The organism is Nocardia aurea, assembly GCF_003123685.1.
GTDB classification, from domain to species: domain Bacteria; phylum Actinomycetota; class Actinomycetes; order Mycobacteriales; family Mycobacteriaceae; genus Nocardia; species Nocardia aurea.
Map to the genome: position 1 here is coordinate 130,738 of NZ_QCYJ01000099.1, position 14,389 is coordinate 145,126.

At 67.7% G+C, this 14,389-nt stretch carries 12 protein-coding genes and 1 pseudogene; 10 read left to right on the top strand and 3 right to left on the bottom strand.

The window, feature by feature from the left end; genetic code table 11:
- Positions 1–83: 83 nt before the first annotated feature.
- From lipB to DAT37_RS20000, 8 genes and pseudogenes are all read left to right on the top strand, one after another.
- A pseudogene (lipB, locus tag DAT37_RS19970) lies at positions 84–806 on the top strand (lipoyl(octanoyl) transferase LipB); the annotation flags it as partial.
- 185 nt (positions 807–991) lie between these two features.
- Positions 992–2,008, top strand: coding sequence for a lipoyl synthase (gene lipA, locus DAT37_RS19975; RefSeq protein ID WP_109526316.1), 1,017 nt, complete (start codon positions 992–994; stop codon positions 2,006–2,008).
- A 279-nt stretch (positions 2,009–2,287) separates the two neighbouring features.
- Complete coding sequence (locus tag DAT37_RS19980; protein WP_109526317.1) at positions 2,288–3,724, top strand: ATP-binding protein; 1,437 nt, start codon at positions 2,288–2,290, stop codon at positions 3,722–3,724.
- An 82-nt stretch (positions 3,725–3,806) separates the two neighbouring features.
- The gene (locus DAT37_RS19985) at positions 3,807–4,634 is read left to right on the top strand and encodes a hypothetical protein (protein WP_109526318.1); all 828 of its coding nucleotides are present in this window, start codon (positions 3,807–3,809) and stop codon (positions 4,632–4,634) included.
- A complete protein-coding gene (locus DAT37_RS19990; protein ID WP_109526319.1) occupies positions 4,634–5,719 on the top strand; it encodes a hypothetical protein in 1,086 nt (361 codons plus the stop codon). Before DAT37_RS19985 ends, DAT37_RS19990 begins: the two co-directional genes overlap by 1 nt.
- A complete protein-coding gene (locus tag DAT37_RS44950; protein WP_198654361.1) occupies positions 5,716–7,200 on the top strand; it encodes a hypothetical protein in 1,485 nt (494 codons plus the stop codon). Before DAT37_RS19990 ends, DAT37_RS44950 begins: the two co-directional genes overlap by 4 nt.
- A complete protein-coding gene (locus tag DAT37_RS19995; RefSeq protein ID WP_198654362.1) occupies positions 7,197–8,534 on the top strand; it encodes an AAA domain-containing protein in 1,338 nt (445 codons plus the stop codon). Before DAT37_RS44950 ends, DAT37_RS19995 begins: the two co-directional genes overlap by 4 nt.
- Positions 8,535–8,743: 209 nt before the next feature.
- Entirely contained in the window at positions 8,744–9,046 is a 303-nt protein-coding gene (locus DAT37_RS20000) for a hypothetical protein (RefSeq protein WP_109526321.1), read from the top strand.
- Between the two features lie 74 nt (positions 9,047–9,120).
- Here the strand turns inward: DAT37_RS20000 and DAT37_RS20005 are convergent, their stop codons facing one another.
- Positions 9,121–9,951, bottom strand: a complete 831-nt coding sequence (locus DAT37_RS20005; protein ID WP_109526322.1) for a siderophore-interacting protein — start codon at positions 9,949–9,951, stop codon at positions 9,121–9,123.
- Positions 9,952–10,097: 146 nt separating this feature from the next.
- Positions 10,098–12,374, bottom strand: a complete 2,277-nt coding sequence (locus tag DAT37_RS20010) for a nuclease-related domain-containing protein (protein ID WP_109526323.1) — start codon at positions 12,372–12,374, stop codon at positions 10,098–10,100.
- A 363-nt stretch (positions 12,375–12,737) separates the two neighbouring features.
- On the opposite strand from DAT37_RS20010, the gene DAT37_RS20015 reads away from it, so the two are divergent.
- Positions 12,738–12,992 (top strand): excalibur calcium-binding domain-containing protein, encoded by a 255-nt coding sequence (locus DAT37_RS20015; protein ID WP_109526324.1) that lies wholly within the window; start codon positions 12,738–12,740, stop codon positions 12,990–12,992.
- A 54-nt stretch (positions 12,993–13,046) separates the two neighbouring features.
- On the opposite strand, the gene DAT37_RS20020 is transcribed toward DAT37_RS20015, so the two are convergent.
- Positions 13,047–13,910, bottom strand: coding sequence for a Scr1 family TA system antitoxin-like transcriptional regulator (locus DAT37_RS20020; protein WP_109526325.1), 864 nt, complete (start codon positions 13,908–13,910; stop codon positions 13,047–13,049).
- Between the two features lie 200 nt (positions 13,911–14,110).
- On the opposite strand from DAT37_RS20020, the gene DAT37_RS20025 reads away from it, so the two are divergent.
- Positions 14,111–14,389, top strand: coding sequence for a hypothetical protein (locus tag DAT37_RS20025; protein WP_109526326.1), 279 nt, complete (start codon positions 14,111–14,113; stop codon positions 14,387–14,389).

A 14,389-nucleotide genomic window follows, 5' to 3' on the forward strand; every position in this document is an offset into this window, starting at 1 on the left:
CGCCGAGCACACCGGCAACCCTGTGGCATTGCCCACACCATGTCCATTCGGCCGTCGATCCGCCTGGGCGTAACGTCGACGGGGTGAACGACACGCGCACCGTGCGGTCCGCTCGATTCGATACCACCCCGATCGTGATCGAGGACCTCGGACTCATCGACTACCACTCGGCCTGGGATCTACAGCGCGAATACGCCGCCGAACGCGCCGACGGCATCGGAGCGGATCACCTTCTGCTCCTCGAACACCCGTCGGTCTACACCGCGGGACGCCGCACCGAAACCGAGGACCTGCCGATCGACGGCAGTCCGGTGGTCGAGGTCGACCGCGGCGGCAAGATCACCTGGCACGGCCCCGGCCAGCTTGTCGGCTACCCGATCGTGCGCCTGGCCGCACCGGTCGACGTCGTCGCCTACGTGCGCCGCCTGGAAGAAGCGCTGATCTCGGTGGTCACCGGTTTCGGCATCACCTGCGGCCGTATCGAAGGCCGCTCCGGCGTGTGGCTGCCCGCTGCCGACCTGCTGGCCGAGCGCAAGATCGCCGCGATCGGCGTGCGCGTGCAACGCGGGGTCGCCCTGCACGGCATCTCCCTGAACTGCAATTCCGCGATGGACGGCTTCCAGGCCATCGTCCCCTGCGGCATTCGCGACGCGGGCGTCACCACGCTGACCCGCGAACTCGGTCGCGAGGTCACCGTCGCGGAGGTCAAGCCGCTGGTCTCCGACGCCATCGTGCGCGCGTTGAACGGCGACCTCCCGGTGACGGCCCACGACATCGCGCGCACGACGCCCGAGGTCACCGCGGCGGTGAGGATCCCGAACCCTTCGGCCGACACCGCCGCGCGCGCTCATGCGACGCGTTCGCCGTCCACCCCGGCGGACAGCTCGATTCCGGTGCGGGCCACAGACGCCACCGCAGCCCGCCCACAGCCGACAGCGACCGGTGTGACTGCCCCGTCGGCGACCGACACCGAAAGCGTAAGGTCGACCCTGTGACCTCAGCCGACGCCCCCGCTGGCCGCAAACTCCTGCGGATCGAAGCGCGCAACGCGGAGACCCCGATCGAGCGCAAGCCCAAGTGGATCCGTACCCGCGCCACCATGGGCCCCGAGTACACCGAACTCAAGGGCCTGGTCAAGCGCGAGGGCCTGCACACCGTGTGCGAGGAAGCGGGCTGCCCCAATATCTTCGAATGCTGGGAAGACCGCGAGGCCACCTTCCTCATCGGCGGCGAGCAGTGCACCCGCCGCTGCGACTTCTGCCAGATCGACACCGGCAAACCCGCCGCCCTCGACCGCGACGAGCCCCGCCGCGTCGCCGAGAGCGTCCAGGCCATGGGCCTGCGCTACTCCACCATCACCGGCGTCGCCCGCGACGACCTCGACGACGGCGGCGCCTGGCTCTACGCCGAAACCGTCCGCGCCATCAAGGGTTTGAACCCGAACACCGGCGTGGAACTGCTCATCCCCGATTTCAACGCCGACCCCGACCAACTCGCCGAGGTGTTCTCCTCACGCCCGGAGGTGTTGGCGCACAACCTCGAAACCGTGCCGCGCATCTTCAAGCGCATCCGTCCCGCGTTCCGCTACGAACGATCACTCTCGGTACTCACCGCCGCGCGCGAGGCCGGACTGGTCACCAAGTCCAACCTCATCCTCGGCATGGGCGAGACACCGGAGGAGGTCACCCAGGCGATGCGCGACCTGCACGAAGCCGGCTGCGACATCCTCACCATCACCCAGTACCTGCGGCCCTCGCCCCGGCATCATCCGGTGGACCGGTGGGTGAAGCCCGAAGAGTTCGTCGAGCATTCGAAGACGGCCGAGGAGATCGGTTACGCCGGTGTCATGGCGGGGCCGCTGGTCCGCTCCTCGTACCGGGCGGGTCGCTTGTACGCCCAGGCGATGGCCCACCACGGCCGCGAAATCCCTTCCGCCATGGCCCATCTCGCCCAGGAGGGCAGCGCTTCTCAGGAAGCCAGCTCCGTTCTGGCCCGCTTCGGCAGCTGAACGGCTCTCCGGAGACCGCCCCGGATCAGGCCGCCTCTCGGCTGCGAGCCGGAGTCGTCCGATGCGGCCCGTCGTGGCGCAAACCCCGTACGACTCGACACCGGGTGCGCCCGCGAGTTTCTCCGAGGAAGATCGCGGAGAACGTCGGCGGGCACGCACACGGGTCCGGCCCGGTTGCGATCAGTCCGGTACGCACGCCATCCTCCAGCCGCTGCGAGCTAAACAAACTAAGATAAGATCTTAGTAAGATCGCATCTTAGCTGACTTCGGGAGCCGTCCATGGAGTTCACCGGTCGAAAAACCGATCTCGACCTGCTCGCGCGCCAACTGGATCTCGTCCTCGACCGTACCGGCGCGACTCGAGGTCGCGCGGTCATCGTGACCGGTCGCCGACGCGTCGGCAAATCGCGACTCGTGCAGGAATTCTGCGATCGGTCGGATCGACCGTACGTCGTATTCCAGGCCACCCGCGGCCGCGACGCGATCGCGGAGCGAGCCGATTTCATCGGCACCATCACGTGCTCCCCGCTGGACAACGCGGAGCTGATCCGCGGATTCCACGCCGGTGACTGGAATCAGGCCCTGCGGGCGCTCGCGATCGCGATGCCCGACAACGCACCGAGCATCGTGGTCATCGATGAGATCCCCTGGCTCATAGAACAAGATTCCGCCTTCGAGGGCGCTTTGCAGACCGTGTGGGATCGGCACCTCTCGAATAAACCGGTCCTGCTCCTGCTGGTCGGAAGCGACATCTCGGTCATGGAGTCGCTGGGAACTCGCGAGCGGCCGTTCTTCGGACGCGCCACGAAGATGACCGTCGAGCCACTGCATCTCGCCGACGTCCAGTCACTTACCGAACTGGACGCTGCCGACAGCATCGACGCGCTGCTGATCACCGGCGGATTCCCGGAAATCGTGAAGTCGTGGCACCCCGGAATGAGCCGCATCGACTTCCTCCGCGACGCCACATCCAATCCCCTGGCTCCGCTGCTGGTGGCGGGCGAACTCTCACTACTCGGCGAATTCCCCGAGGGTGCACGATCACGGGCGATCCTCGAGGCTATCGGCAGCGGTGAACGCACGTTCAGCACCATAGCGGCCGAAGCTGGTGGCGCGAACGCACTCGCAGCCGGCACCCTGAATCCGCTGCTGAACACCTTACAAGCCAAACGAATCATCGACGCCGACCTACCGCTGTCCACGAAGCCGGACACGAAGAACAAGCGCTACCGAATCTCGGATTCCTATCTCCGATTCTGGCTGGCATTTCTCCGGCGCGGAATTCCACTGATCGAACGCGGTCGAGGTGACGTCGCGCTGGCACGGATCGAACGCTCATGGACGGCATGGCGCGGGCGCGCCATCGAACCTGTCGTTCGAGAATCTCTGCTGCGCCTTCTCCCCGATGAACGATGGCCTGACACCGAGGCTGTCGGAGGCTGGTGGAACCGGCAGAACAACCCTGAAATCGACCTGATCGGCGCGGATCGCGGACCCGTCGCCAGGACAATACATTTCGCCGGCTCGATCAAGTGGTTCGAGGACCGCGCTTTCGACCGGCACGACTACGACGCTCTCATCCGCGGCCTGCTCGCGATACCCGGCACTGCGATCGATACTCCTCTGGTCGCAGTCACCAGATCGGGAGTGGCCGATAACGTGCCGCTCGCAATGCACTGGGGACCGGAGGATCTCGTCCGCGCCTGGCAACGATGAGAAAGCGAATACGCACCTTCGGCGACACGCAGAACACTGGTAAATGCTGGACTTCACTGGAACCTCTGCGTACGTTGCCCGCATGACGGATTCAGCGGTCGAGCTGGAGGACCGGATCGCCGGACTACGTGCGGATGTCCGGCGGGCGGCCTCGGCGGGCGATCGCGCGACGGCGCGACAGTTGCGGGCGGAGTTACGGCGGGTGGAGAACCTGTGGGAGACAGCGGTGCTCGGTGAGACGCCGGTGGCGCGTACCGAGAAGGCAGAGGCGGAGGAGGCCTCGGGGACGTTCGGTGGTGACGGGGCTCCCGTGGTCGCGGTCCGTGATCATGTGCATCGTGCGCTGACACTCCTGTCGGCCCCCGCGTCACCGAAGGTGGTGATGGCGGTCCACGAGGGCTTCTTCTCCGGCCACCTCGTGGCGGCCCGGCTGACCAGCCTGCGCCGCGACGAGGAACGTTCCTTTCGCGCCGCCCCCTTCGCCCGGCCCTTCTACATCTGCGCCGCACTCACCACCGATCTCATCGCACCGGCCCGTGGTTTGCTGGCCGTGAGCACTTGGTCACTGCCTCGCCGTATGATCGGGCCGCTCAGTCCGCGCGTGGATTTGCTGACCGCGGTGATCAGGTTGTCCGAGCACATGATCGACCAGGGTGCGACAGGTCCCGCGGCGCAGCGGGTGCTGTGGCGGCTCGCGGTGTCGGTGCCGGGAGTGGCGGGGTCGCCGGATTCGCTGGATCCGGCGGCGGTGTCGGAGGCGGCGCGGCGCGAGCTCGCGGTGCACGTCGACGACGACACCGGTCATCGCGAGCAGGCGGCGCAACGAGTGGCGCGTCAGCTCGACGACGCGGCTGGGCAACTGTTCGGTGTTCGGCTGCGTGCGGCCGGACGGCGCGGAAACGAGTTGTGATGAACGATCTTTCGGCCCGATTGGACCGGTTGCGCGATGACGCCCCGACGTGTCGGCACAATGCCCGCACGATCGCGGCGCTGACCACCAACCCGGGCTGTGTGCGCCGTGCCCTACTGGACGCGGCGGCGGTGGACAAGGCCGAGATCGCGCGTGAGCTGGGGCATCCGCCGCAGTTCGGTCAGTCGCAGTTCGCCATCACCCGCGGCAACACCTTCGAGGCGATGGTGAAGGCCAACGGCTGCGCGGAATTGCTCGCGTTGCTGCGCGAGAAGCTGGGACTGTCGATTCCCGAGGTCGGCTACGTCGATCTGAACACGGTGGGCGACAACGCGGGCAACGCCGTGCGGCACCAGCGCACGCGCCAACTGCTGAGCCGGGCGATCCGCGACAACGACGCCACCCTGTTCGATCACCCGCTGTTGCGTCTCGATATCGCGGGCGCTCCGGCATATCTGGAGCCCGACGTGGTGGCGGTGCAGCTGGACGGCCTGTTCCATGTCATCGAGATCAAATCGTTCCCGGTCATCGACGAGCAGGCCGATCCGACCCAGGTCTCGGTCGCGGCGAAACAGGCGGCGGTCTATGTGCTCGCGCTGCGCCAGCTTTTCGAGGATCTGGGCGAGGACCCGGAACTGGTGTCGCACCGGGCGATTCTGGTGTGCGCCCGGGATTTCACGAATCGCCCGACCGCCGCGCTCGTGGATCTGCGCAAACAGCTGGCGGTGGTGTCGCGGCAGCTGTCACGGCTGACCTCGATCGAACAGCTACTCGAATTACTGCCGCCCGGAGCGAGTTTCGCGCCGGGTCCGGATCTGGCCGACACCATCGCCGCTATCCCGGCACGGTATGCCCCGGATTGCATGTCCCACTGCGACATGGCGTTCGCGTGCCGGTCCGAAGCGCGCTCGTCGGGCTCGGTCGACGCACTGGGCCGCGGTGTCTGTGACGATCTGGGCGGGATCGACAGTGTCGAGACCGCGCTCGGCCTCGCCGACGGCTCGTTCACCCCCGGCCCCGAACACGCGGATATCGCGGCGGTGCTGCGCGCCGCCCACCGCCTGCAACTGGAGATCGCCGGATGAGTGTGCTGACCGCGCTGGCCCGGGTGCGGGCCGCGCACACCGGTCGCGCCGAGCCGCTGGCCACGGTCCGGCACTATCACCTCTCGCCACGTCCGTTCGTGCTCATCCCGCTGCGTCTGGCCGGTGAGGCCGCGGCGCCGTTGGCGGTGATGTTCGGCACCGACCGCGACGAGCCGACCGTGCTGATCGTGCCGCAGCCCCGCGACCGGGTGCTGCGGCTACGTTTCATCGAAGCCTTGGCCGGGCAGATACTGCCGCATGTGGCCTCGTACCTGGACGCGGCGGAGAACATCACCGATAAATCCGGCGAGGTGATCGGTCGCCGCTGCCTGGACGCCGCCCAACTCTGGGTGCCCAATACCGGTGGCGTGGATTTCCTTCGGCTGCTGGGGCGTTCGGTGCGGTACCACAGGGTCGACGGGCCGAATCCGATCCCCGCCGAGGTGCCGCTGCTCGGCCGGTGGCTGACCTGGTTCGCCGAACGAGCCGAACGCCCCGGCTCCGCGGTCCTGCTGCCGATGACCTCGGTGCTCGCGATGCACTGGGCCACCGGGCAATCCGCGCTCGAAGACGCCAATCTCGCCTCACTGCTCGGTTGGATCGCACCGCCGCCCGGGATGTCCGGCGCGCAGGCCGCAGCGCTCGCCGAGGACCCCCTGCTGAGCCCGCCCGCCGGACCCGCGACCGACCCCGGATTCGACAACGAAGAGCTGGCGCCACTGGTCAACGCCTACGACAACGCGATCGAGGATATCGACGGCACCGCCAAAACCGTGGCGGCCCAACGCCTCGAACTGGCATTGCGCGGCCAGCTCGAACCGACATGGCAGCTGATGTGGCGCGGCATCGAGCTGCTGTCCGCGCTCCCCGAGGCCGCCAATGTACCGACCCGCTGGCAGCGTGACCGCGGTTCGTTCACCTATTTCGCCGACACCATCGACGACGGGGGCGCCCAGGCTCGCCGCGACGCTGCCGTCTCGGCGGTGCGCAGGCTGCTGGATCGAGAGGCGGCGGCCGAGGCCTTCCAGGCCCAGCGGGCCTACGACGACCCGCGCGTGATGGCCGAACATCGACTCTCCGGCACTGCGTTTCGCGGCACCGTCACCGAATGCGATCCGAACCGATGCGACACCTCCGGCCGACGCGCCCTGCTGCGCCCGATGCTCGAGGTCAAATCCGACGACCCCTTCATCCCCACCCCGGGCGAGACCCTGCACAGCGCCGAACGGCCGAACCAGAAGGCCAAGGTGCTCGATTTCGACAGCGGCACACTGACTCTAGAACTCTCCGGGGGTATGGGCAACGGCCGCACCGCGAAACCGGGCAGCATCCCCGAGGTGGGCGACTCGATCGGTTTCACCCGCTTCCCGCTCAACAATTCCAGCGGAAAACTCGCCCTGCCCGAACCGGAGGAGACCCCGTGGACCCACGGCGGTCCCCCACCGGAATTCGACCCCGACCACGCCGAGGAGCAGTGGTGACGAAAACCGCCGACGAGGTCACCGCGGATATCCTCGCCGACCTGGAGAATCCCACGCACCGCGCGATCGTGGTCGACTCCCCGCCCGGCGCGGGCAAATCCACCCTGGTCGTGCGCGCCGCCCGTCAGCTGGCTTCCGAAGGCACGCAACGCATGATCGTCGCGCAGACCAACGAACAGGTCGACGACCTCATCGACCGCCTCGCCCAGGCCGATCCGGCGCTGCTCATCGGCCGTCTCTCGGCCACCACCTACGTCACCTCCGACCGTGTCGCGGCCCACCCCAACGTCACGGTGTTCTCCCGTGTCGCCGACCTCGCCGACCGCGCGATCGTCATCGGCACCGCCGCGAAATGGGCCACCATCGATGACGGCACCTGGGAATGGGCCATCATCGACGAGGCCTACCAGATGCGCTCGGATATGTTGCTGCGCATCGCGAATCGCTTCCAGCACGGGCTCTTCGTCGGGGATCCCGGCCAGCTCGACCCCTTCGCCACCGTCGAGGTGGATCGGTGGAAGGGTTTGTCGTGGGACCCGACCATGAGCGCGGTCAGCGTCATGCTCGCCAACAATCCCGGCATCCCCATCCACCGCCTTCCGGTCTCCTGGCGGCTGCCCGCCTCGGCCGCTCCCGTCGTGTCGGCCGCCTTCTACCCGTTCACCGGTTTCCGCGCGGGCACCGAACCCGGCACGCGGCGAATGGAATTCACGACCTCGGGCATGCTCGGACCGTTGGACGACGCGCTCGACGAGGCCGCCCGCTCCGGGTGGGCCTGGTACGAACTGCCCGCCCGCCACACCCTGCGCACCGATGCCGAAGCGGTCGCGGCGCTGGCCGCGCTCACCAACAGACTCCTGGCCCGAGGTGCGCTCGCCCACTCCGAGCAGGGGACCCGGCCTGTCACCACCGACCGTGTCGCCATCGGCACGGCCCACCGCGACCAAGCCGAGGCCCTGCGCACCGCGCTGCGCGACACGCCCGCCGCCGCCGTGACCGTCGACACCGCGAATCGGCTCCAGGGCCGCGAATACGACGTCACCTTCGTTCTGCACCCCCTGTCGGGCCGACGCGACGCGGGAGCGTTCCACCTCGAGGCAGGACGTCTCTGCGTGCTCACGTCCCGGCACCGGCACGCGTGCGTGGTGGTGGGACGCGCCGGGATTCCGGAACTACTCGACGCCCATCCCTCCGGTGAACCTGTCCACCTGGGGGTCGAGGTGAAGTTTCCCGATGGCTGGGAAGCGAATCAGGCGCTGCTCACGCATCTTTCACGGCACCGAGTGGTCGCCGACGCCGCGTATTCGGATGACCAGGTGGTCTTCCACACCTGATCCGCTCCGCCTCTCGAATCGGCCGGGGTATCGGATCACCTCGATGCGAGTCCACTTCCGGCGCCGCGTGCGGCGGTCGTGGCAGGTGACCCGACCGACTTCCCGCGTAGCCGCCGCCGTCCGGGGTACATCACCGACAGGACTCCGAGTTCGACCGAACCCCTGACCCGCTCGACAACCGATGCGACGTCGAGGGAGAGTGAGGATCATTGAACGACAGGGCAATCGGCCTGCTACACCTCGGCGTGACCGACCGGCTACTCGATGACCAGAACATGATCGAACACCTGGCCCGAGACAGCGGCTACCAGCTGGTCCGCATCCTCACCATCGACCACGACACCTACATGCCCGTGACCCTCATGATCAGCACCGCGGCCCGATCACACGCGACGGTGATCGTCGCCCCCGACATCGACCACTTGGGCGTCGGCTACAAAGCCGTCCCCCACGCCTGCGCCGTCCTCCTCCCCACCGGCATGATCCCCCGCACCCCGCGTCCCGCCTTCTGAGCCCCGCCCGGCAGATCGAGCCTGCCGAGAACAGCGGAGCCCAATCCGTGAAACGGTCGGGCTTCTTCCGCGGATCAGCTCGGTGCGGCCTTGCCGAAACGCCAGTAGCCGGTGAAGGTGATGTCGGCCTTGGGGACTCCGCGGTCGTTGGCCAGGTGTCTGCGCGCGCCGGTGGCCAGACTCTGTTCGCCCGCGACGAAGCCGTAGACGCCGGAGGTGGGCAGGTCGGATTGGCGGACGGTCTCGAGGGCGAGTTCGCCCACCGCGTCGTTGGGATTCTTTCGCGTCAGCCAGTGCACCTGCACGCCCTCGGGCGCGCCGAGTTCCTGCACATCGTCGGCGGTGGGAATCTCGATGTAGGCCGCGCCACGCAGGTCACGCGGCGCCGAGCGCAGCACACCCGCGATGGCGGGCAGCGCGCTCTCGTCGCCCACGAGCAGTGACCAGTTCGTGTGCTCGGGCGGCTGGTACATGAGGCCCTCGTCGAACAGGCCGACCGGCGTTCCGGTGCTCACATTGTTCGCCCAGGTCGAGGCGGGGCTGTCGTCGCCGTGGGAGACGAAGTCGATATCGATCTCGGGATGGTCGCCGTATTCTCCGGAACCCGCCGGACGGAAGTCGCGCACCGTGTAGTTGCGCACCAAGGGGCGGGAATCCTTGCTCATCATCAGGTATTGCGCGTACCAGAGATTGTTGGCGACGGTCGGCAGTCGTAGCTCGCTCTGGTTTTCCCTGCGCAGGAACAGTCGGAACCACTGGTCGTAGCCCATGGCGGTGAAATCGTGCAGGTCGGGACCTCCGACGGTCACCCGCACGAAATTGGTGCTGATTCGCTTCGACGTCAGGGTCTCGGCGGACCTGATCCGCCGCGCCTCCGGCTTGACGTACTTCACGCGCTTGGCCATGCGTTTAGGTTAGCAAACCCTAAGTATGTTGTGCAGGTGCCGGACGCCGTTCAGTTCAGAATGTTCCGCACCACCGAGCACCATGAGGGCGAAGACACCACCCAGCTACCTCCGGACATTCGACAGCCGGGTCTGCCCGAATACGGTCAGCAGCTCGTCGGGAGCGGAAAGCACACCGCGGGTAGCGATATCGGTGACCGGCCCGGCGTCTCCGCACCGGGCGGACCGACGACCTCGGCGTTCTGGTTCTGCTGGGCCGGTGGGGTCACCGAAGCCCCCTCCTCGGCGGCGCCCGTGGAGACGATGACCCAGATCGCGCCGACGCTCAAGGCGATGACGGCGAGCGCGGCCAGTTGCTGTGGGAGTCGGTCCCCCAGGCTCGGCAGCCGGGTGGGGACGTGGTCGCGGATCGTGGTCACCGCGGCGCGCAGTGGGTTCGCGGAACGGTCGCCGGACTCGACGACGGTGATGTTCCTGCGCAGGAAACGCGGCTCGTCGACGGGTGCGGACACCTCCGCGAGCACCGGGCGGGACGCGCGGACGGGCGGAGAAGCATCCACGCGCGGCCCGCGGGTGGACGGCTCCTCGGCCGCGCGCGCCGGGGTCGGCGCGGCGGCATCCCGGTACGCGAACGGCGGAACTACGCTCGGCCGGACGACATTCCCGTACGCGGGCGGGGGCTCGTTCGGTCCCGGCCGGACCGGGACGGGTCTGCGCGGCAGGGACGCGGGGCGGTCGTCATCGATCCACGACGTCCATCGGTCGGTGAACTCCGACGCCGGGTGAACGGTCGGGGACGGATCGACCTCGGCCTCGGGTGCGGACTCGCGAACTTCCCCCGATGTTCCGGTCGGCCGGGCGGGCTCGACGGGAACGGGCGGCGCGGGGTGCTTGTCGAGCACGGGCGCACGTACATCGTCGGATTCCGGTTCCGCGTGACCTCGCTGGACCTCCACCGGGGGCGGGGACGCCAAGGCGTCGTCATCGGGCGGAATCCAGGGCGGACGCACGTAGGTGGACGGCGCTCGCGGGACCGGCGACGGGTCCGTGTCGGGATCCGGCGCTATCCAGGGCACCTGATGGTCGGCCCGGGGCGACAGCGAATGGGGCGGACGCTGCCCGCCCGATTCCGGGAGACGCCGTGGTTCGGGATCCGCGGGAATGTCCTCCAGGCCATCCGGGTACGGAGAGGGGCCGGGACGAACCGGTGGTGCGGTATCCGGGCCGGACACACCGTCATCCCTCGGCACATGTTCTGTCCCGGTACGCGGATGGTCCGCCCCGCCGGATACGTGCGCTTCGTACGGTGCGGGAGATCCCGGTGGCGGCGAGTCGGTATGGGCCGATACCGCGAACGCCAGCGGGGCGACGTAATTCAATACCCCCTCGATCGGGGTACCGGATTCGTCGGCCCGGTCCGTGACGACCACCAACTGCTCCGGCATCGTCGCCCGCGAGGAATCCCGCTGCTGCACGGTCGAGGGTGTCGCGACCGCGGCATCCACGGTCGACGCGGTGCTCGCGAACCGATGCGCGGGCGATTCCGATACCCGCGCGACGTCGACCGTCGCGGCCGCGTATTCGACCACCGCCGAATCCGCCGAAGCCGTGGTCACCGGTATGGCACCGACCTCGGTTTCCTGCGCGGCGTTGCGTCGAGCGAACTGTCCGGACAGGTGATCCGGATACGCCTGCGCGACAGCGGCAACCGGCACTTCGGTCACCGATTCCACGGGGTTCGCGGCCGTTTCGCCACCCACCGCCGTCGAGCGCGGGACACGACGACCGGTCGCCGACGGAAACCCCTCGGCCAGAAGGTCTTCGACCGTGAGCTGATCGCCGATGTTCATATCGACCAGCAGCGCGTGCACCGCCTCCGCCGTCCACAGCAGTTTGCGATTCGAGGTGCGGTGCAACCACGCCCGCAACTCCCCCGGCGTGGACCCGAGGACGACACCGCAGCCGTGCTGCCGCGATTCGACCTCGAGGGTGATGGTCGATTCCCAGGACGGAACGACAACGATCAACCCGTCCACATAGGCGTCGGGGTGATGTCCACGCACCAGCGTCTTGAGGTTGAAGACATTGTTCGTCACCTGGTCGAACGGGCCGGTGTCGTTGTCGCGCACCTGGATCGGGTCGCCCTCGAAGCCCGACAGTCGCCAGCGACCGTTGGCCTGTACCGACAGCACGCCCGAGGTCGCGTCGGGAACCGTGCCCTTGACCTCGATCACGACCACCGCGCGCGGCGTGATGACGACGAGGTCGGCTTCCCGAGTGTCGCCCTCGCGGTGTCTCTCGGGGACACAGCATCCCGAGATCGCCAGGCCGACAATGATGTATTGACCCGTCCAGGTCCGCATCCAGTCGAGAACTCGCTGTTCGGATCGCGGCAGGGCCGCCCGTTCGTTGATGACCAGCATCGGCGGTCACCCTCCATCACGCTCGCACAATCGACCAGTCGACAGTATCCGGCGCATGAACACGCGGGAAACCCGAAAGGCACTGTAAGAGCAGGGCATTGGCATCACAAAGTCGGGCGTGGCGCAGTGTGAGAGTCGCCACAGCACCGCACGGGATCCGACGCCAGGAAGCAATATCCGGGGGCACCTCGATGATTGCCCACAGACGCTGTGCCGTGCCGCCACCGCCGCGGAACTCCACGCGGATCACGCGGTGAGCTGCGTCGCGTGTCGATCGTTCACTCGACATCGGCCCGGTTGCCCGGTCGATGCCCGTGCCGCTGTGCCACACTATCCCCCGCTGTAAATCTCGAATGGAGCACAATGCGATTCACTGCCGCCCTCGGCGCTTCCACCCTTGCCCTGGGCTTCGCCCTCACCGCGACCGGCGCGGCCACCGCCGCACCCGAGTCCGGCTGCCACCCCTCCTACACCCCGTGCGTTCCCTACGCGAGCGACGTCGACTGCAAGGGCGGCAGCGGTAACGGGCCCGCCTACACCGGACGGGTGCAGGTCATCGGCCCCGACGAATACGACCTCGACCGCGACGGTGACGGCATCGCCTGCGAGAAGAGCTGAGCCTCGGCGCGCGATCTGCTCCGGCGTCCGCCGAACAGATCGCGCGCGACGCGACTACCCCGTCATCCCCCGTTCGATCTCCTCGATCAACGCCACCGAATCCTCCAGTTCCAGCGCCGAGGACCGCGCGCGCAGATACTGGTACTTCAACTGCTCGACGATCCTGGGTTCCTCGATCAATTCCGACCAGGTCGCCGATTCCAGTCGACCGATGGTCGGCAGTCGCTCACTCGCGAACTCGAGGACGGTGAAGGTCGCCGCGTTGACCGCCGCGGCCGTGTCCACCTCGAACGGGATCACCCGGATATCGACCGTGCCCGCGAGATCCTCGATCGCCGAGACCAGCGCGCGCAGCTGCGCGCGCTGCACCTCGACACCGCCCACCTGCTGCATCAGCGCCGCCTGCCCCAGAACCACGGTGAGCAGCACCGGATGCTCACCGCGCAGTCGTTGCTGCCGTTCCAGCCTGGCCCTGACCAGTTCCTCCGCCTCCGCGGGCCGCGCGGCCACCGTCGAGGTCATCAGCGCGCGGATGTAGTCCTCGGTCTGCAAAAGCGCGGGGACGACCGAACTCTCGTAACTCTTGACGTGGGTCGCGCCCGCCTCCAGTCCGAGATAGCGCAGCGTGCCCTCGTCGAACAGCGCCGAGTACCGGTTCCACCAGCCGCGCTCCTTCGCCAGACCGCGCAGTTCGACCAGTTCGCGCCGTTCCCCGGCGGGAAATTCGAGCAGGGCGGCGAGCTGGTCGAGTTTGTTCTCGGCGAGGACCCCTTTGTAATTGGTGATCTGCGACCAGTAGGTGGGTCCGATGCCGAGCGTCTTCTGGATCTCGCGGGAGGTGAGGCCGAGTTCGTTGACGCGCTGACGTATTCGGAGCACCAGTTCCCAACCCGCGACGGTCGGGGAGGTCGGCGCCATCGATACTCCTCAGCTCGGTCCGGCCGCTGGGGCCCGCTCGTGCGGGAGAATACCGATATTCACGATTGTCACCTCATGTGAATTTCAGTACTGTAGATTCACGCTCTGATTCAGCGGACCCCGGTCGTGATCTGCGGGAGGGCTGAGCAGCGGACCTGAGCATTGGTGGCACGCCGAACATTCGGCGAGATCGGGGAACCATGTCGGTGCAGGTAGTCAATCGCGTGCATGTCATCAGCGATCGGAGCGGGCACGATGCCAGAACCGTCGGGGACGGGCGGTGGGTGGTGTCGTACCTACCGGGCCGCACGGTGTCGCTGGAACAGGCCGTCGCCGCCGTACAATTCGCCGAATTCGTCAGCGAAGCAGCCGAATTCGCCCGGCTCATCGGATTGACCACGCGGGAGGCAGTCTTTTACGCCCTCGCCGATCCGCTCTGGCGAACGGAGACACCGGGTGTCACACGAAGGCGGCGCTGA

Excerpts from the sequence above, each read along its gene's own strand:
- DAT37_RS19980 (WP_109526317.1), top strand. The coding sequence starts at position 2,288 with ATGGAGTTCACCGGTCGAAAAACCGATCTCGACCTGCTCGCGCGCCAA.
- DAT37_RS19990 (WP_109526319.1), top strand. The coding sequence starts at position 4,634 with ATGAACGATCTTTCGGCCCGATTGGACCGGTTGCGCGATGACGCCCCG.
- DAT37_RS20015 (WP_109526324.1), top strand. The coding sequence starts at position 12,738 with ATGCGATTCACTGCCGCCCTCGGCGCTTCCACCCTTGCCCTGGGCTTC.
- DAT37_RS20005 (WP_109526322.1), bottom strand. The coding sequence starts at position 9,951 with ATGGCCAAGCGCGTGAAGTACGTCAAGCCGGAGGCGCGGCGGATCAGG.
- DAT37_RS19985 (WP_109526318.1), top strand. The coding sequence starts at position 3,807 with ATGACGGATTCAGCGGTCGAGCTGGAGGACCGGATCGCCGGACTACGT.
- DAT37_RS20010 (WP_109526323.1), bottom strand. The coding sequence starts at position 12,374 with ATGCTGGTCATCAACGAACGGGCGGCCCTGCCGCGATCCGAACAGCGA.
- DAT37_RS44950 (WP_198654361.1), top strand. The coding sequence starts at position 5,716 with ATGAGTGTGCTGACCGCGCTGGCCCGGGTGCGGGCCGCGCACACCGGT.
- DAT37_RS20025 (WP_109526326.1), top strand. The coding sequence starts at position 14,111 with ATGTCGGTGCAGGTAGTCAATCGCGTGCATGTCATCAGCGATCGGAGC.
- DAT37_RS20020 (WP_109526325.1), bottom strand. The coding sequence starts at position 13,910 with ATGGCGCCGACCTCCCCGACCGTCGCGGGTTGGGAACTGGTGCTCCGA.